This is a genomic window from Pseudomonas sp. PGPPP1 (genome assembly GCF_002255865.1).
Lineage (GTDB): Bacteria > Pseudomonadota > Gammaproteobacteria > Pseudomonadales > Pseudomonadaceae > Aquipseudomonas > Aquipseudomonas cremoris.
Map to the genome: position 1 here is coordinate 107,062 of NZ_NKIG01000007.1, position 17,000 is coordinate 124,061.

The following is a 17,000-nucleotide window of genomic DNA, read 5'->3' on the forward strand; positions in this document are numbered from 1 at the left end:
TGCCACCCAAAAACCAGAAACCCCGCCGAAGCGGGTTTTCTCACAGCTCAAATCACATCAACTCACCGCAGGTGAATCAAACCCGCGCCGCTCAATCACAGTAAACACATCTGCTACATCCTGGACCATGATCCGGGCGGTATTGGCGACGGTATTGATGTCGTGCTCGGCATAGTCGGACACGTTTGAACAGGCCATCGGGTGCAGAGCGGAGCATCGCTGTCGATCAACAGGACGGGGTAGTCGGTTGCGGTTTGTGCAACTGATGGGATATGTCCGACAGCTCATCACAGTCGGCAATGTCGGATGCCTCTTGATTGTCTCCACGCTATTGAGGCCTCAAATCACGCCTGCGTAGAGTGGCTCGCATAACGAAGCTGTCAAGACGTTGCAACCCACGATCCCAAGACGCTTCGTGCGTGATCGACTGGCTACCACAGATCGACAAGGAATTCCGATGCCCCGCCAAAGCGACCTGCGCTACACCTTCGAACCCTTGAAAGGGGATGCCTTCGACGTAGTGTCGTTCAAGTTCGAAGAAGGCCTGTCCCAGCCATTTAAACTAGAGCTGGAACTTGCCAGCCACAACGCCGCCATCGACTTCAATCGTGTGCTGGATCTGGCGGCGTTGTTCACGATTTGGCGCGGTGAAACACCGGTGCGTTACGTCCACGGTCTGGTCAGCCTGTTCACCCAAGGCGATACCGGTTTTCGACGTACCCGTTACAGCGTAGTGCTAGAACCGACGCTGAAGCGTTTCGAACTGCGTTCCAACTGGCGCATCTTCCAGGGCAAAAACGTGCCCGACATCATCCTTGACGTGCTCAAGGAGCAACGCCTGACGGACGTCAAAACTTATCTCTGCTTCGATCATCAACCCCGCGAATATTGCGTGCAGGCTGGCGAAACCGACCTCGACTTCATCGCCCGCCTCGCCGCCGAAGAAGGTCTGCTCTACACCTTCGAACATTGCGCCGATGGCCACACGCTGTGGTTCACCGACCGCGTTGGCGGCCTGGGCACCATTGGCACTCACCAACACTGCCCGGTTGCCTACCAACCTATGGGCGGTGGCGACTCCATGGAACCGGCCTTGCACCGCTTCCACTACACCGAACAAGTGCGCACCGCCGTCCAGGTGCAGCGCGACTACACCTTCACTCACCCTCGCTACAGCCAACAACACACCGCCACCGGCGACCAGGATTTGAACCACCAGCACAAGGATTACGAGCGCTACGACTACCCCGGCCGCTACAAGCGCGATATTGCTGGTAAACCCTTCACCAAAACCCGCCTGAGTGCTCTGCGCAGTGACGCCAAGATGGCGCATCTGCAAGGCGACGATGCGCGCCTGCAAACGGGGCTGGCTTTCGATTTGAATGGTCATCCGCGCGATGACTTCAACGACCGCTGGCGCACCATCACCATCGAACATGAAGGCAAACAGCACACCAGCCTTGAGGAAGAAGCGTTCGGCAGTAATGCCGGCACGTTTTATGAGATGAAAGCCACCGCTATTCGTTGGACCTCTGACTGGAAAGCCCCGCTGCGCGACAAGCCTTGTATCGACGGCCCGCAGATCGCCACCGTAGTCGGCCCTCCGAATGAAGAGATCTATTGCGATAAATGGGGCCGGGTGAAGGTGCAATTCCCGTGGGACCGTTCTGACAAAAACAACGATCAGAGCTCGTGCTGGATTCGTGTGGCTCAGTCCTGGGCTGGCGCGACCTGGGGCGCCATGGCCGTGCCGCGGGTCGGTCAGGAGCTGATTATCAGCTATCAAGATGGTGATCCTGACCAACCAATTGCCACGGGTCGCACCTACCGCGAGACCAATTTGCCGCCCTACGAGCTGCCGAAACACAAAACGCGGATGACCATCAAGAGCCGAACCCACAAAGGTTCAGGTTTCAATGAGCTGCGCTTTGAGGATGAGCAAGGACAGCAGGAGGTGTACATCCACGCCGAAAAAGACAAGAACGTCCATATAAAACACAACAACGGCATTTACGTCGGAAATGACCGCCGCGAGAAGGTCGGGCACGACGAGCATATTGAAATTGGCCACGATCGTAGTGAAAGGGTAGGCAACGATGAGCGAATTGAGGTGGCGCAGGATCGCTTTCAGACGCTGGGCCGCGACCACCGGACCCACATCGGTAGGGACCGTGTCGAGGAAGTCGGAAACAACCGATTCGACACGGTCACCGCTGATCACGACATCCGCATCGGCGGGAGTGTTGATCATTGTGTAAAGAGTCACTACCGGCTGGCTGCCGGAGAAGGCATCGCGCAGAAAACCACGGTGTTTGAGGTTGCAGCGGGCCAACGAATCGTCCTGAAGGCGCCCGGAGGCAGCATAACGATTGATGGCGATGGAATTACCCTTGATGGGCTGACCATCAAAATCAAAGGACCGGTGACCGCAGAGGCCAAAGGCACCGGTAATCCATTCGCAAGTCTTGAGCGCTCGCCGGCACCTCCACCTGGCGACTTCCTGGGGCGCTATACGCTGCTCAAGAACGATCAACGCGCTTTCTCTGGCTATCGGTATCGCATAACCGATGGCGCTGCCGTACTCGCCGAGGGCCTGACTCACTCGTCCGGCGAAACAGACTGGGCTATGACGCAAACGACCCACGCCGTGCAAGCCCATAAAGCAATCGTACGTGATGATCAGCGTATCACTGAAACCTGGCAACCCAGCGTCGTACTCATTGAAGAGCAAGCCGTGGTTCACGATGGCGTCGGGCTTTTCCCCGATGATTTTCTTGATCAATACATGGAAGACCTTGACTGATGCCAGCCCCAGCCGCCGCAGCCCTTCTTGCAGGTGCATACCGCGCCTATCGGGTATATCAGGCCCACGAAGCAGCCATGAGCACAGCCGACCTGGCGCGGCTCGCCAGTGAAATTGCTGAATGCAAAAGCACTATCAAGCAAGTCTTGCAGCAGGCTATTGAAGCGCTGACCCGTGAAATCGAAATCAAGAGTTCAACCTTTGCCCTGGTGGACCGGGGCGGCAATAGCACCGTTTCGCGACGCGGTAATGAAAACGTGAATTTCAGGGAATACATCGAACGCAAAGTACCGTTCCGCCCGGCCATCAGCCAGGTGTGCAACGTCGCCCTGCAGATGCCGATCAAGGTGCCACGTCGCCTGCGCAAGAGCGTCGCCGGCGACAGTGTGACCACCACCATCGAGGTGGCGCTCAAGCAAACCACCGCTTCGTTGCTGTTTGAGGCGATAGACGAAGTGCTGGAGTGGCGTAGCCCGCTCAAGGCCGAGCCCAATTACAACCGTAACAGCTCAAAAGCCCTGTTAGGCGAACCTGAGACTCGACCGAAGCGGTTCGGCAAAGTGTTTCCGTTCTGGCCGCGGCCTTGGGAGAGTCTGGCTCCGGACTTGGTGGTGGTTGAGTACCGGCAGGAGGCGTTTGAAACGGACAATGTGTTTGCGGCGATTGAGATCAAGTTTCCGGGGGATTGGGTTAAAAACAAGCAAATGATGGATTACGTAGAGCTCATGACACCGAAAACCGGCATTAATCGGGACAAAATCGGCACAGAAAAAGTAGTGCTGCTGCGGGTGCCGGAAGATTGCACCGGCTTTGAAGCGGATGAAAAGAAATCGGCGCAACACCAACAGGTAAGGAAGAAGAGCTAATTTATGAGTACAACTCATCAGATGTTTACTTCCGAAGAACGAGATCTGTTTGTCGAGTTACTGAAAGAGTGGCCCAATTCAGAGTCCGGCACTGAAGAAGCTTCCCATGGCATCAGCCCCTTCATCAGCTTCTATTTCCCCCCTGGCCCGGATAACCACCAAGAAGTAGCACTGCTGATGGTGGATATTCACGAAGCCTTTGAGCAATTGCTTGGAAAGCCCTACACCATTGGGACCCACCCAATTTCAGAGCGTCCACATCCTTACGGCTCGTCACGTTTGCCGGATCTACGTGAGCAGGCCAGGAAAGCCAAGCATTACGAGCACTTTGTTTTCAAATTCACCGATAAAAAAAACCATGCTTCCTCACCGACTACGGCGGGGTACTTCTGGCGCACGTGGTTTATAAGAGATGAGCACAGGAGATCCAGCTATTCATCCATCGTCTTCTATTACCGTTGGCAATGGTGGTTGGACAACCGCGATGCATGGCGCCGCTTTGTGCTCAAGACCATTGATCTGCTCAAGGCACATCAGGTTTACAGCGGCTTTGCCATGACCAACCCGCTTGAATTTGGTACCCGTTCCGCTGTCACCACATGGGAGCGGGCATTAGCTCCAAGCTTCTATGGCCTGGATATTGATTATGCTTTTGGTATGCAACGCGAACTGCTTAACGGCATCCGCCCTCCCACCTGGGCCTTTCTCCTCGCCGACCACTGGCGTGAAAAACTTGACCTCACCCGCGAGCAAGTACGCGCAGCACTCGCCCACCCTCGCATCAGCATTACCGAATTACACAGCGGCCAGTGGATCGAACTGGGCGAACAACCCGAGCTATATCCCGTCGAGCAAAGCGTGCCCGAATTGCCCATGCTCCTGAACAAACTCCTCAAACCTATCCGCTACGACGACTTGGGATTGCTCGGCTTCGGCCAATGGGACGGCGACCCCAACGAGCGCTTCACCGATGCTGACAGCCGCCGCTGGATGGCCCGTTTCGACACCGACAGTGATTGGCCGACGCCGTCAACCGTGAAAGGTAACAAGAACAAGAGGTAAGTATGAGCACTACACATAACCTGTTTGATGAGGAAGAACGCGAAGAATTTATTGAGGGACTAAAGGAATGGCCTAATACCGATTGGGGCACTGACGAAGCGCGGCACAGCGTCAGCCCCTTCATCAGTTTCTATTTCCCCCCAGGCCCGGACAATCACCAAGAAGCGGCACTGCTGATGGTGGATATTCACGAAGCTTTTGAGCAATTACTTGGAAAGCCCTACACCATAGGGACCCATCCGATTTCAGAACGTCCACATCCTTACGGTTCGTCACGCTTGCCGGATCTACGCGAGCAGGCCAAGAAAGCCTCCCGCTCAGAGGATTTTGTTTTTAAATTCACCGATGAAAAAAACCATGCCTCCTCACCGACGACAGCGGGTTATTTTTGGCGAACATGGTTCATAAGATATGAGGGTAGAAGAACCGAATATTCCTACATCTTGTTCTATTACCGTTGGCAATGGTGGTTGGAAAACCGCGAAGCATGGCGCCGCTTTGTACTCAAGACCATTGACCTGCTCAAGGCACATCAGGTCTACAGCGGCTTTGCCATGGCCAATCCGCTTCAGTTCGGCACACGGTCCGCCATCACTACTTGGGAGCGAGCGTTGGCTCCCAGCTTCTATGGTCTGGATATTGATTTCCCTTTTGGTATGCAGAGCGAACTACTCAACGGCATCCGCCCCCCCACCTGGGCCTTCCTGCTCGCCGACCACTGGCGCGAAAAACTTGACCTCACCCGCGAGCAAGTACGCGCAGCACTCGCCCACCCTCGCATCAGCATTACCGAATTACACAGCGGCCAGTGGATCGAACTGGGCGAACAACCCGAGCTATACCCCGTCGAGCAAGGCGTGCCCGAATTGCCCATGCTCCTGAACAAACTCCTCAAACCTATCCGCTACGACGACTTGGGATTGCTCGGCTTCGGCCAATGGGACGGCGACCCCAACGAGCGCTTCACCGATGCTGACAGCCGCCGCTGGATGGCTCGTTTCGACACCGAGAGTGATTGGCCGACGCCGGCAGCACGATTTAAGAGGCCGCCGGAGATATCTCCAGCACAGGTCTCCAGCAAAGTGATGCCGCTTAGCATTGTTTCAGGCATGGCGTGCACCCAATCCGGCTTGTGGTTCGTCCCTGATCAGGCGTACTCCCGCCGCGCCTTCAAGCAGGGCGATATCCTGCCAGCCCTCGCCAGCGAGTCAGGCGACGAAGCGGTTTTTTGGCAGCGCGACCTTGATCAAACACCTTCCAGTTTCGCCAACAGCCTTGAACCGGCACCTCGTGCAGGTCGCTGGGAAATGGAGCGCGATCGCTGTGTAGATTGTGAAGTTACGTTGAACGAGCGGCTCCCTCTTCATCAAGGTCAGGTCGTTCGCTGGATCTGGGCTGTGAGTGGCCTTCGTGCACGCAGTGGCGAACCTTGTCCCTATCCGGGGTTGTGGGTCTGCGAGTACAAGCCCAGGACTCTGCAATTGTTTGACGATGAACCCCAGATGCCTTGGGTTGGCGGTGAGAAGGTAGTCTGGCGTTGGCTTGGGTTGGTAGGTCATTACGTTGATGAGGAGCCATGATGCCTCCAACCAACCGTTGCCCGGAGAACTGAGTGACCGATACCCAATCGATGCACGCTCCTCTAATAGGCAAGTCCGCCAGTTCGGAGGACAGGTCGAGGGGAGCCCTCGACCCAGACACCAATCAACCCTGCCACTTACCGCCTTCAACAATCACGCTCTCAGGCTTGGTGTCATCGCTCAGCTCTTTACGCACATATTGGTCATACAGCTTGAGCAAGAATTTCTCCTCACCCAACTTCGCCAACTCGGCATTCACCCAGTCACGCAGCTCGATGTTGCCCTTCTTCACCGCTGGGGCGATCGGCGCTTCGTCGCCGAGTTTTTCTTCCAACACGCGGTAGCCTGGGTTCTGCTTGGCCCAGCTGAACAGCACCAGGTTGTCTTGGGCATAGGCATCGCCACGGCCAGCGGACAGCGCTTGCAGGGACTCGGAGTTTTTCTCGAACTTGAGCAGTTTCCAGTCCGGGTGGTTCTTGGTCAGCCAGATATCGGCGGTGGTGCCGGTGGTAACGATGGTGGTGCGGGTGGCCAGGTCATCCAGGCTTTTCACCGCGCTGTCATTCGGCACCAGGGCCTGTACCGCGACTTTCAGGTTGGGGTTGGTGAAGTCCACCGCTTCCTTGCGCTCAGGGGTCACGGTCATGTTGGCGAGGATCAGGTCGACCTTGTCGCTCTGCAGGAACGGAATGCGGCTGGCTGGCTCGACCGCGACGAACTCGACTTTGTTTTCATCGCCCAGCAAGTCCTTGGCGAATTGACGGCCGATGTCGGTATCGAAGCCCACGTAACGGCCTGCTTCGTTCACAAAGCCAAACGGCGGCTTGTCGGTGAATACGCCGACGATCAGCTTGTCACGCGCCTTGATCTTGTCGATGTAGCTCGCGGCGGCAACGGGTTTAGCAGGCTCTTCGGCCTTTTTATCGCAGCCGGCCAGTACGGCGACGGCCAACAGTGGCAGCAGTAACTTTTTCATAGCAGCTCCAGTTCCTTGGTTTTCTTGGGCAGTGTTGACACAAAGGAGAACTTCTCCAGGAACTGCTGCGCGCGTGCGGTTTGCGGGTTCGTAAAGAATTCTTCGGGGGTGTTGTGTTCGAGGATGCGACCGGCCTCCATGAACACCACGCGGTCGGCGACGGCGCGGGCAAAGGCCATTTCGTGGGTGACGATCAACAGGGTCATGCCATCGCGGGCCAGGCCCTGGATCACTTCCAGCACCTCCTTGACCATTTCCGGGTCGAGGGCGGCGGTGACTTCATCAAACAGCATCACCTGGGGGTTCATGCACAGCGAACGCACGATGGCGATGCGCTGCTGCTGGCCGCCGGAGAGCTGGCGCGGGAAGGCGTCGCGCTTGTCGGCCAAGCCCACGCGATCCAGGAGTTTTTCGGCTTGCTCGCGGGCTTCGCGAGGATCACGCTTCTGCACTTTCAGTGGGCCGAGCAGGATGTTGTCGAGCACGCTCATGTGCGGGAACAAGTGGTAGCTCTGGAACACCATGCCGATGTCCTGGCGCACTTGGCGCCAGTCGGTTTTTTTATCCAGCAACTCGTTGCCAGCGAAACGCAGGCTGCCGCTGTGGGCCACTTCTAGCCCGTTAAGGCAACGCAGCAAGGTGCTTTTGCCGCAGCCGCTGGGGCCGAGAATCACCACCACTTCGCCGCTTTGCACGCTCAGGTCGATGCCTTTGAGCACCTGCTGGTCGCCGAAGTATTTATTGAAACCCTGGAACTCGATCAATGCGCTCATGCTTGGGCCCAGCGCCGTTCCAGCACCTTGGAGGCGGCCGACAACGGGTAGCAGATAAAGAAGAAAAACAGGAACAGCACGCCGTAGATCAGCACTGACTCGTAGGTGCGTTCGATGATTTGCTGGCCAACCTTGATCACGTCCACCACACCGATCAGCACCGCCAGCGAGCTGGTCTTGATGATGCGCGTGTAGACGTTGATGGTCGGTGGCGTCATGCGCTTGAGGGCCTGGGGCAGCAACACGTAGCCGTACAGTTGCGGGTCGGACAGGCCAATCGACAAGCCCGCTTCGCGCTGGCCACGGGGCAGCGAATGCAACGCGCCGCGCACCACTTCACCCACTTCACTGGCGCCCCACAGTGACAGCACCAACACGGCGCACCAGAAGCTCGGGATGCTCAGGCCGAAGAAAATCGGCAAACCGAAAAACAGCAGGTACAACCACACCAACACCGGGATCGCACGGAACAGCTCCAGGTACACCCGCAGCACCGCGTTGATCACCTTGTTGTTCAACGTGCGCAGCACGCCGTACAGCACGCCGCCGACGGTGCTGAACGCGATGCTCAAGAATGAAATCGACAGCGTTTGCGCAGCGCCCTTGCCCAATTGCGGCAACGACACCCACAACAACTCAAGACCCGAACTGGCCATGCTGGAGCCTCCTTTCCAGGCGGCTGAGCAGCAGCGACAGCGGCAAGAACAGCAACACGCAAATCAGCGTCAACACGGCGAGCATTTCGTAGGTCTTGTAGTAGAGGGCGATGTAGCTCTTGGTGGTGTAGAGAATCTCTGGCACCGCCACGGCGGAGACTACGGTGGTCTCCTTAAGCAGGAAGATGAAGTTGGCGAACAGTGCCGGCAGGCTGAGGATGCCGGCCTGGGGCAGGATCACATGGCGCAACAGCTGCCAGTCCGACAGGCCGATGGATTTACCCGACTCGATCTGCGCCAGCGGCACCGCTTCCACACCAGCGCGCAGCACTTCGGTGAGGTAGGCACCGCCGAGGAACGTCATGGTGATGATCGCCGCCCAAAACCCGGAGATATTGAACCCCAGAGCCGGCAGCGCGAAGTAGACGAAAAACAGTTGGATCAGCAGCGGCGTGTTCCGCGCCAGCTCCACGTACAGCGCCACCAGGCGCGACAGGTAGGGCGTGCGGAATACCAGCAGTGCGGCGTTGATCAGCGCCACCAGCAGGGAGGTGGCAATGGCGATCAGGCCCACTTGCAGCGTCACGCCCACGGCCTTTAAAAACGCCGGCAAGGTGCTGAGGATAAAAGCGAAATCGAAGGTCATCGGAAGTCCAAAACGTCGCAGGGGTAATGCGACGTGCGCGGTTCGATCCGGCGTGGGTAACGTCGGGTAGCGCGAACTTTAAAGGTATAAAAAAGAAAATTTAAATACCCAAATAGCATATTGATATCACCCAAAAAGATAACCGCCGGATTCGCGGGTTTGCCGGGTGACGGCTATGGTCTTGGGGTCTGTGATTCGAGGGAATGAATGATGAAAGAATTGAAACCGATGGATCCGCAGGAGTTGGTGAAATGGTTGGTGGCGTTGCGTAGGGCGATCAATAGCCGAATTGTGTGAGCCTACACAGTTCAAATGTGGGAGCGGGCTTGCTCGCGAATGCGTTGGGTCAGCGATGAATGTGTCTCTGACACACCGCATTCGCGAGCAAGCCCGCTCCCACAGTTTTGACCGTATTCCAGACCCAATAAAAAACGCCGACGCTATGCAAGCCATCGGCGTTGAAACCTTGAAGGGGGTTTTCAGTTACATCAGAACGCAGGCACGACCGCGCCGCTGTATTTCTTCTCGATGAAGGCTTTGACTTCAGGGCTGGTCAGGGCCTTGGAAAGCTTCTGGATGGCATCGCTGTCCTTGTTGTCCGGACGCGCTACTAGGAAGTTAACGTAAGGCGAGTCAGCGCTTTCCAGAATCAGTGCGTCTTTGGCTGGGTTCAGGCCGGCTTCCAGGGCGTAGTTGGTGTTGATCAGGTCCAGGTCAACCTGGTCCAGTACGCGTGGCAGCAGGGCTGATTCCAGCTCTTTGAATTTCAGGTGTTTCGGGTTGCTGGCAATGTCTTTCGGCGTGGCCAGGGCGTTGGTTGGGTCTTTCAGGGTGATCACGCCCGCCTTTTGCAGCAGCAACAGGGCACGGCCGCTGTTGGAGCCTTCGTTCGGGATGGCCACGGTGGCGCCGTCTTTCAGGTCTTCAATTTTCTTGATCTTTTTCGAGTAGCCGCCGAACGGTTCAACGTGCACGCCGACCACGGTCACCAGGTTGGTGCCCTTGCCCTTGTTGAAGTTTTCCAGGTACGGCAGGGTCTGGAAGTAGTTGGCGTCCAGACGCTTCTCGGCCACTTGCACGTTAGGTTGCACGTAGTCGGTGAAGACTTTGATTTCCAGGTCCACGCCTTCTTTGGCCAGGGTTGGCTTGACCAGTTCGAGGATCTCCGCGTGCGGGATCGGGGTGGCCGCAACCACCAGCTTCTCGTTGGCTTGGGCGAAGCTTGCAGTCAGGGCAGCCGCCAGTGCGGTAAACAACAGAACCTTTTTCATGCAGTGTCCTTATCGGAATTCCGAGGGCGTCTGTGACGACCGTTTTTATAGGGTGTGCCAGCGAAGTGCTATCGCGGCGTGGGAGTGACAATACCTAGATTTTTTATTCCCGAACAATATCTTTTATTCACGTTGATATTCCATTTTGTTCATGCAGGAATTTTCTTAATATTTCCTGCTCCGCCGGGCTCGCGCTGTTAAAAATCCGCTGCACTTGCTCAAGCGGCGTCCCCGCCACCGGCAGGTTCAAGTGCTCCGGCAGAATCTCGTCGCCACTGCTCACCAGCAACGCAAAGTGAATAACGTTTTCCAGCTCGCGGGTATTCCCCGGCCAACTGTGGTGTTCCAACACGTGCTGGGCGGCGTCGCTGATCAGCGGCACTGGCAGGTCCAGGCGCTGGCTGTAGATGCCCAGGAAATACTCAGCTAGGGACAGAATATCGCCGACACGCTCACGCAGCGCCGGTAACTCCAGTTGGCCTTCACTCAGGTAATGGAACAGACGTTCATGGAACTTGCCCGCCGCCACGGCTTGGGCCAAGTCGATGCTGGTGGCCGCCACCAGGCGCACATCCACCGGGCTTGGCTGATGGGCACCGACGCGGGTGACTTCATGGTTTTCCAGGGCGGCGAGTAATTTGACCTGGATCGGCAACGGCAAATCGCCGATTTCATCCAGGTACAACGTGCCGCCGTTGGCCGAGCCAAACCACCCCGCGCGGCTGCTGGCGGCGCCGCTGTGGCTGCCGGCGGCATAGCCGAACAACTCGGCATCGGCGTAAGTCGGGCTGATGGCGCCGCAATTGACCGACACAAACAAACCGCCGCGATCACTGCCACGGTGAATATGGCGCGCCAACAGTTCTTTACCGCTGCCGGTCTCGCCGCGAATCAACACGGGCAAGGCGCGGGGGGCGAGGCTTTCGAGGTCTTCGCGCAGTTGGCGCGAGCGCGGGTCGACAAACACCAGCGCCTTGGCGCGGATGCTCAGCGGGCTTTTATCGGCGTCGGGAAAGGTCAGCAGTGGCTGGCCGTAGGTTTCATGCAGACTCATGGCAGGCTCCCGCCCCGGATCCACTCAGGGACGGGGCGTTGAAAAATGTTCAGGCACTACGCCGGGCGTGATGCTCAAGGCGGTTTTGCAGGCGATAGAGGTAAGCGAAACCCTGCTCCCAACGCTGGTGGCCGGACTTCACATTGATATGGCCGGCGCCCGACAGGATGCCGGCTTCGGCACCCCAGTTGCGTGCCAGCTCCAGGGCCCGTGGGGCGCTGACGGCGCTGTCGTTGTCGGAGCTGACGACCTGGCTCGGGAACGGCAGCAGGTCAGTCGGGATCGGCGCGAAATTACGCAAGGCAGGCGAGCAAGCAGGTCGTTCAACATCAGCCGGGGCCACCAGCAAGGCACCGCGCACCTGACGCAAAAACTGCACCGGCGCGGTGGCCGCCCAATGGGCCACGGTGATGCAGCCCAGGCTATGGGCAATCAGGATCACCGGCGTGCTGTCTGCAGCGATAGCCTCGGCCAGCGCCGCCACCCAGTCTTCGCGACGCGGGGTCAGCCAATCGGCCTGCTCCACACGAGCGCTGTTGGGCAGGCTGTTCTGCCAATGACTTTGCCAATGATCTTCTGGCGATCCTTGCCAGCCCGGCACGATCAGATAACGAATCGACTCGCTGTGCATGGGTGTGCCCTCCTGCAGCGTTTAACGTTGTAGGACAGTATAGGGACGAGGGTTATATTCGTTAAGGAATAAGAAGCTATTTATTAATAACCAAAAACTCAACCGCAGTGGAGATCCAAATGTGGGAGCAAGCCCGCTCCCACACTGACCTGATTTCAGATTGGCATCTGTGGCAATCCTCAAATCACAGGCAAAAAAAAGGCCGCACCCTGCCAAGGAGACGGCCAAAAAATTGTCGAGGCATTTGCAACTAACGAGCGGTAATCACCGACAGCTTGGTAATGCCCGCGCGTTCGATAGACGCCATGGCTCGCGCCACTTCGCCGTAGTTCACTCCATCGTCAGCCTGCAGTTGCACCCGAACCTCCGGGTCCTTGGCTTTCGCCGACTGCAGGTTGAATTCCAGCAGGTCCGGCTGGATTTCGTCCTTGTTGATAAACACTTTGCCAGCGCCGTCGATGCTCACCACCAGCGGGTCCTTCTGCTCTACCGGCGCCACAGACTCGGTCTTGGGCAGGTTGATCGGGATCGCGTTGGTCAGCAGCGGCGCGGTGACGATAAACACCACCAGCAGTACCAGCATCACGTCCACCAGCGGCGTGACGTTGATCTCGCTCAGTACCTCATCGCTGTCTTGTGTGGAGAAGGCCATTTCAGGACGCCTCCTTCACTTTTTGCGGGGTACCGGCAGCGGCTTTGTTCAGTGTTGGGTGCAGCAGCACACGGAACGAATTTTTCTGCGCCAGGCTGTAGAAGTCGTGGGCGAAGTCGTCCAGGTCGGCAGCGGTGAGCTTGAGGCGACGCAGGAAGTAGTTGTAAACCAGCACCGCAGGCACGGCGACGGCGATACCCACGCCGGTGGCAACCAGTGCGGCACCAATCGGGCCGGCCACGGTTTCGAGGCTGGCGGAACCGGCGGCGCTGATGCCTTTCAAGGCTTCCATGATGCCCCACACGGTGCCGAACAGACCGATAAACGGCGAGGTACTGCCGATACTGGCGACCACGGCCAGGCCGGTTTCCAGCGAGCGGCGTTCACGTACGATTTGCTGACGCAGGGCGCGTTCGAGGCGGTCCTGGTGGTTGATCGCCTGGCTCAGGTCAGCCGCGTGCGGGGCGTCGCCCACTTGGATCGCGGCGTAACCGGCCTGTGCCACGCGGGCAGCGGCGCCCGGTTGGGTTTCAGCCAGTTCGGCGGCAGAGTCGAGACTCGACGCCGCCCAGAACTGTTTGTGGAATTTGCGATCCTGCGACTTGAGGCGACCGAACTGCACGCCCTTGAGCAAGGCCAAGCCCCAGGTGGCGACCGAAAAGACCACCAGCAGCCAGATCACCGCGCTTTCGATGGATTCAAGTGGAGATGCTAATGCCATGATGTGTTCCCTCTGTGCAGGTCGCGGCGTGTGCAACACACCGCAGCCGAATAGTTAGTGAATCTTGAAATCGATCGGTACGCTGACCCAGCCGTCTTGCGCCACATCCCCTTGCTTGGCCGGGACGAAGCTCCAGCGCTTCACGGCGGCCAAGGCAGCGTCGTCGAGTTGCTGGCGACCGCTGCTTTTCTGGATCTGGATCTCACCCGGTTTGCCGCTGGCCAGTACATGCACCCTGAGCAACACCGTGCCTTCCCAGCCCCGGCGCTGGGCCAGTGACGGGTACTCGGGCGCCGGGTTCTTCAGGTACGCAGCGTTGGCCGAAGCGGGTGTCACCGGGGCCGGCGCGGGTGGAGCGGGCGGCGCAGGCGGTGCCGGTTTCGGTGGCGTAGGCGGCTGCTCGACCGGTTTAGGGGCGGGCTCAGGCTTAGGCACCGGTTTGGGCACGGGCTTGGGTTTTGGAATCGGTTTTTTGGGCGCAGGTTTTGCGGCCAACTCATCCACGACCGGTGGCGGTGGTTCAACCACAGGTGGCGGTGGTGGTGGCGGTACAGGCGGTGGCGGCTCAACCACCGGCGGCGCCGGCTGGGAGAACTCGATGGTCATTGGCGGAATTTCCGGCGGCACAATCGGCAGCACCGGGGTCGGCTTCTGGGCCACCCAGTAAATCACCGCACCGTGCAGGGCCAGCACCAGCAAGCCCAGCAAAATCCCTTCGCGACGGCTAGAGAAACGCTTCGGGGTCTTCTGCGTTCGCAGTTGCCCCAACGGCGCGCGGTGCGGCCGGCCAAGGTCGACCAACTCACCACTCGGTGCCTGGCGCCATTGCGCCTCTTGTGCACTGGCGGCGGTTTGGACATTGCCCATTGATTCACTCCCTACGGTTTTTAAGCAAAAAAACCGACAGGCCTGCATGGAAGGCCGTCGTGGGCTGAATCATCGGGGCCAGACGCTTATCTCTTAAAGTAATCTTTACAGTTATACATAGACCCAAAACGAATAAATGAAACATCTAGAAACGTCAAAGCCCCGTTTTACGCGGGCTCCAGACGAGGTGCATTTTTTCGATGCTTTCCAGGCATACAAAATATTCAGTAAAGGCATGGGTCAACGGGGCTTTTTGCGCACAAATCGAACAACTCGCTTTGTAAACACTGCCCCGCCTCGCCCAAGCCACTGCGGGCATACAACGCCAGCCGCACGCCTTGAACCACCGGCAAGCCACTGTCCACGCCCAACACCACATGCCCGGCTTGCACCACGCGCAGCGGCAACAGGCTGACGCCCAACCCCGCCGCCACTGCCGCACACACACTGGCCAGGCTGGCGCTGGAGTACCCGATGCGCCAGCGCCAGCCGCCCACTTCCAGGTGTTGCAGCATTTCATTGCGGTACAACCCGCCCACCGGAAAGGCCACCAACGGCAGCGGGTCGCGCCCCAGGGACGGCGTGCTGCGGCTGTCCACCCAACACAGCGGCTCCGGCCACGAGGCCAGGCAGTCGGCGCTGTCGCCCATCTGCTTGACCAGCAATACGTCGAACTCTCCGGCGCGGTACTGGCGCTGCAACTCCGGGCCAAGGCCGCTGGTGACTTCCAGGCGCACGCGCGGGTAAGCCACCACAAACGCCGACAGCAGCGGCATCAACCGTTCGGACGCAAAGTCTTCCGGCACACCGAGGCGCAATACGCCGTCGCTTTGCTGGTTGATCAGCACATCGGCAGCCTCTTCATGCAACGCCAGGATGCGCCGCGCATAGGCCAGCAAGCGCTCACCCTCGGCAGTGGCCACCACTCGCCGCTGGTCGCGATCGAGCAGCTGGCAGGCCACGGCTTCTTCCAGGCGGCGGATCTGCTGGCTCACGGTGGACTGGGTCAGGTGCAGGCGCTCGGCGGCGCGGGTGAAGTTGCCGCAGTCCACCACGGCGACAAAACTGCGTAGCAACACGGGATCAAACATGGCGCTCACCATTCCATTTGCCACTGGTTGGCATGGTTATATTTAATTTCAGAATACCTGGGGCGCTGCCCATACTCACGCCTCATTTATCAGTTGAACGGGCCCTGCATGACCCTCAATAAATCCCTCGCCGGCTGGGGCCTGCTCGTAGTGCTTGGCCTGAACCTGCGGCCGATCCTCAGCTCTATCAGCCCGCTGCTCGGCGAAATCCGCCAGGCCACTGGCTTGAGTTTCCAAAGCAGCGCGTTGCTCACCAGCCTGCCGGTGGTGTGCATGGGGCTGGTCGCATTGGTGGGCGTACGGGTTGAAGCGCAATTGGGCGAACGACGCGGCATCGCCCTGGGCTTGATGATGATTTTGCTGGCGTGCCTGGCCCGCTGGCTGATGGGTCAGGGCTCGACGCTGCTGGTAACCGCCTTGCTCGGCGGCGCGGGTGTGGCGCTGATCCAGGCATTGGTGCCGGCGATGATCAAGCGCGAATTTCACCACCGCGTGCCCGTGGCGATGGGCGTGTATTCAGCGTCGCTGATGGCGGGCGGCGGGCTCGCGGCGTTGCTGAGCCCGATGGCGGCCACGCATTTCCAGCAATGGCAGGCAGGGTTGGGCGTTTGGTTGTTGCCGGCGCTGGGGGCGTTGCTGTTATGGGCCTGGTTGCCGTTGGGCGCGGCCAAAAGCGCAAAAGAGACGCCCGCATTCAAGGGCCTGCGCAACCGCCGCGCGTGGCTGTTGGCGCTGTACTTCGGCCTGGTGAATTGCGGCTATATGAGCATGGTGGCATGGCTGCCGGCCTACTATCAGCAACTGGGCTGGGGCGTATTGCCCAGCGGTTCGCTGCTGGCGTTCATGACTATCTTCCAGGTGATCGCCGCGCTGCTGATGCCGGTGTTGGCGCAACGCGGTGCCGACCGTCGCCCACTGCTTGCTATCAGCCTATTGGCACAGACCGTGGGTTACCTCGGCCTGATCATCGCGCCGCAGCAATTCCCACACCTGTGGGTGGCGTTGTGCGGCTTCGGCCTGGGTGCGTGTTTCGCACTCAGCCTGCTGCTGACCCTCGACCACCATCGCGACCCACGACAAGCCGGGCAATTGGCGGCTTTCGTGCAAGGTGTGGGCTTTTTGATCAATGCGATTTCGCCATGGATGACCGGCTGGCTGCGCGAACTCACCGGCAGCTTTGTCAGCGCGTGGGTGGTGTTGACGGTGACCGTGGTGGCAATGCTGGTGGTGACGCGGGTGTTTAGCCCGGCCACCTATCGCACGGCGCCTGCTCTATAGATATGCATTTAAGATCTAGATAAAACAAACATGCTTCATTGACGGAATAAGCAGACACCTTAAAATTCCGGCT

16 protein-coding genes and 1 pseudogene are annotated in these 17,000 nt (G+C 58.6%); 5 read left to right on the forward strand and 12 right to left on the reverse strand.

Going from position 1 to position 17,000, the window contains the following annotated elements; genetic code table 11:
• Positions 1–57: 57 nt before the first annotated feature.
• A pseudogene (locus CFE47_RS11010) lies at positions 58–272 on the reverse strand (fructose-bisphosphate aldolase).
• Positions 273–457: 185 nt separating this feature from the next.
• Here CFE47_RS11010 and CFE47_RS11015 point away from each other — a divergent pair.
• The 4 genes from CFE47_RS11015 (at position 458) to CFE47_RS11030 (ending at position 6,311) form a co-directional block, all read left to right on the forward strand.
• Entirely contained in the window at positions 458–2,803 is a 2,346-nt protein-coding gene (locus CFE47_RS11015) for a type VI secretion system Vgr family protein (RefSeq protein ID WP_286836969.1), read from the forward strand.
• Positions 2,804–2,880: 77 nt separating this feature from the next.
• Positions 2,881–3,669 (forward strand): VRR-NUC domain-containing protein, encoded by a 789-nt coding sequence (locus CFE47_RS11020; protein ID WP_286836971.1) that lies wholly within the window; start codon positions 2,881–2,883, stop codon positions 3,667–3,669.
• Positions 3,670–3,672: 3 nt separating this feature from the next.
• A complete protein-coding gene (locus CFE47_RS11025; RefSeq protein WP_286836973.1) occupies positions 3,673–4,731 on the forward strand; it encodes a type VI immunity family protein in 1,059 nt (352 codons plus the stop codon).
• A gap of 2 nt (positions 4,732–4,733) precedes the next feature.
• Positions 4,734–6,311 (forward strand): type VI immunity family protein, encoded by a 1,578-nt coding sequence (locus tag CFE47_RS11030; protein WP_286836975.1) that lies wholly within the window; start codon positions 4,734–4,736, stop codon positions 6,309–6,311.
• Between the two features lie 124 nt (positions 6,312–6,435).
• Here CFE47_RS11030 and CFE47_RS11035 read toward each other — a convergent pair whose 3' ends face one another.
• The 11 genes from CFE47_RS11035 to CFE47_RS11085 form a co-directional block, all read right to left on the reverse strand.
• The gene (locus tag CFE47_RS11035; RefSeq protein WP_286836977.1) at positions 6,436–7,287 is read right to left on the reverse strand and encodes a transporter substrate-binding domain-containing protein; all 852 of its coding nucleotides are present in this window, start codon (positions 7,285–7,287) and stop codon (positions 6,436–6,438) included.
• Positions 7,284–8,060, reverse strand: a complete 777-nt coding sequence (locus CFE47_RS11040; RefSeq protein WP_286836979.1) for an amino acid ABC transporter ATP-binding protein — start codon at positions 8,058–8,060, stop codon at positions 7,284–7,286. The genes CFE47_RS11035 and CFE47_RS11040 overlap by 4 nt, the downstream gene beginning before the upstream one ends.
• Positions 8,057–8,716: an amino acid ABC transporter permease gene (locus CFE47_RS11045; RefSeq protein WP_017736877.1), complete on the reverse strand. Its 660-nt coding sequence runs from the start codon at positions 8,714–8,716 to the stop codon at positions 8,057–8,059. The genes CFE47_RS11040 and CFE47_RS11045 overlap by 4 nt, the downstream gene beginning before the upstream one ends.
• Positions 8,697–9,362, reverse strand: coding sequence for an amino acid ABC transporter permease (locus CFE47_RS11050; protein WP_003187615.1), 666 nt, complete (start codon positions 9,360–9,362; stop codon positions 8,697–8,699). The genes CFE47_RS11045 and CFE47_RS11050 overlap by 20 nt, the downstream gene beginning before the upstream one ends.
• Before the next feature lie 488 nt (positions 9,363–9,850).
• Complete coding sequence (locus CFE47_RS11055) at positions 9,851–10,633, reverse strand: MetQ/NlpA family ABC transporter substrate-binding protein (RefSeq protein ID WP_105698359.1); 783 nt, start codon at positions 10,631–10,633, stop codon at positions 9,851–9,853.
• A 127-nt stretch (positions 10,634–10,760) separates the two neighbouring features.
• Positions 10,761–11,687: a sigma 54-interacting transcriptional regulator gene (locus CFE47_RS11060; protein ID WP_286836982.1), complete on the reverse strand. Its 927-nt coding sequence runs from the start codon at positions 11,685–11,687 to the stop codon at positions 10,761–10,763.
• Between the two features lie 49 nt (positions 11,688–11,736).
• Positions 11,737–12,318 carry an alpha/beta hydrolase gene (locus CFE47_RS11065; RefSeq protein ID WP_185704535.1) on the reverse strand — a complete coding sequence of 194 codons (582 nt, stop codon included), beginning with the start codon at positions 12,316–12,318 and terminating at the stop codon, positions 11,737–11,739.
• Positions 12,319–12,568: 250 nt separating this feature from the next.
• Positions 12,569–12,970, reverse strand: coding sequence for an ExbD/TolR family protein (locus CFE47_RS11070; RefSeq protein ID WP_105698355.1), 402 nt, complete (start codon positions 12,968–12,970; stop codon positions 12,569–12,571).
• Between the two features lies 1 nt (position 12,971).
• Positions 12,972–13,694, reverse strand: a complete 723-nt coding sequence (locus CFE47_RS11075; RefSeq protein WP_286837079.1) for a MotA/TolQ/ExbB proton channel family protein — start codon at positions 13,692–13,694, stop codon at positions 12,972–12,974.
• A gap of 51 nt (positions 13,695–13,745) precedes the next feature.
• A complete protein-coding gene (locus tag CFE47_RS11080; protein ID WP_185704533.1) occupies positions 13,746–14,558 on the reverse strand; it encodes an energy transducer TonB in 813 nt (270 codons plus the stop codon).
• A gap of 224 nt (positions 14,559–14,782) precedes the next feature.
• On the reverse strand, positions 14,783–15,649 hold the full coding sequence (locus CFE47_RS11085) for a LysR family transcriptional regulator (protein ID WP_286836985.1): 867 nt from the start codon (positions 15,647–15,649) through the stop codon (positions 14,783–14,785).
• Positions 15,650–15,757: 108 nt separating this feature from the next.
• Here CFE47_RS11085 and CFE47_RS11090 point away from each other — a divergent pair, with 108 nt between their 5' ends.
• A complete protein-coding gene (locus CFE47_RS11090; RefSeq protein WP_286836987.1) occupies positions 15,758–16,927 on the forward strand; it encodes a CynX/NimT family MFS transporter in 1,170 nt (389 codons plus the stop codon).
• Positions 16,928–17,000: the final 73 nt, after the last annotated feature.

Coding starts and splice junctions, on each gene's coding strand:
- CFE47_RS11085 (WP_286836985.1), bottom strand. CDS start 15,649: ATGTTTGATCCCGTGTTGCTACGCAGTTTTGTCGCCGTGGTGGACTGC.
- CFE47_RS11035 (WP_286836977.1), bottom strand. CDS start 7,287: ATGAAAAAGTTACTGCTGCCACTGTTGGCCGTCGCCGTACTGGCCGGC.
- CFE47_RS11020 (WP_286836971.1), top strand. CDS start 2,881: ATGAGCACAGCCGACCTGGCGCGGCTCGCCAGTGAAATTGCTGAATGC.
- CFE47_RS11030 (WP_286836975.1), top strand. CDS start 4,734: ATGAGCACTACACATAACCTGTTTGATGAGGAAGAACGCGAAGAATTT.
- CFE47_RS11025 (WP_286836973.1), top strand. CDS start 3,673: ATGAGTACAACTCATCAGATGTTTACTTCCGAAGAACGAGATCTGTTT.
- CFE47_RS11055 (WP_105698359.1), bottom strand. CDS start 10,633: ATGAAAAAGGTTCTGTTGTTTACCGCACTGGCGGCTGCCCTGACTGCA.
- CFE47_RS11070 (WP_105698355.1), bottom strand. CDS start 12,970: ATGGCCTTCTCCACACAAGACAGCGATGAGGTACTGAGCGAGATCAAC.
- CFE47_RS11080 (WP_185704533.1), bottom strand. CDS start 14,558: ATGGGCAATGTCCAAACCGCCGCCAGTGCACAAGAGGCGCAATGGCGC.
- CFE47_RS11050 (WP_003187615.1), bottom strand. CDS start 9,362: ATGACCTTCGATTTCGCTTTTATCCTCAGCACCTTGCCGGCGTTTTTA.
- CFE47_RS11045 (WP_017736877.1), bottom strand. CDS start 8,716: ATGGCCAGTTCGGGTCTTGAGTTGTTGTGGGTGTCGTTGCCGCAATTG.
- CFE47_RS11090 (WP_286836987.1), top strand. CDS start 15,758: ATGACCCTCAATAAATCCCTCGCCGGCTGGGGCCTGCTCGTAGTGCTT.
- CFE47_RS11040 (WP_286836979.1), bottom strand. CDS start 8,060: ATGAGCGCATTGATCGAGTTCCAGGGTTTCAATAAATACTTCGGCGAC.
- CFE47_RS11065 (WP_185704535.1), bottom strand. CDS start 12,318: ATGCACAGCGAGTCGATTCGTTATCTGATCGTGCCGGGCTGGCAAGGA.
- CFE47_RS11060 (WP_286836982.1), bottom strand. CDS start 11,687: ATGAGTCTGCATGAAACCTACGGCCAGCCACTGCTGACCTTTCCCGAC.
- CFE47_RS11015 (WP_286836969.1), top strand. CDS start 458: ATGCCCCGCCAAAGCGACCTGCGCTACACCTTCGAACCCTTGAAAGGG.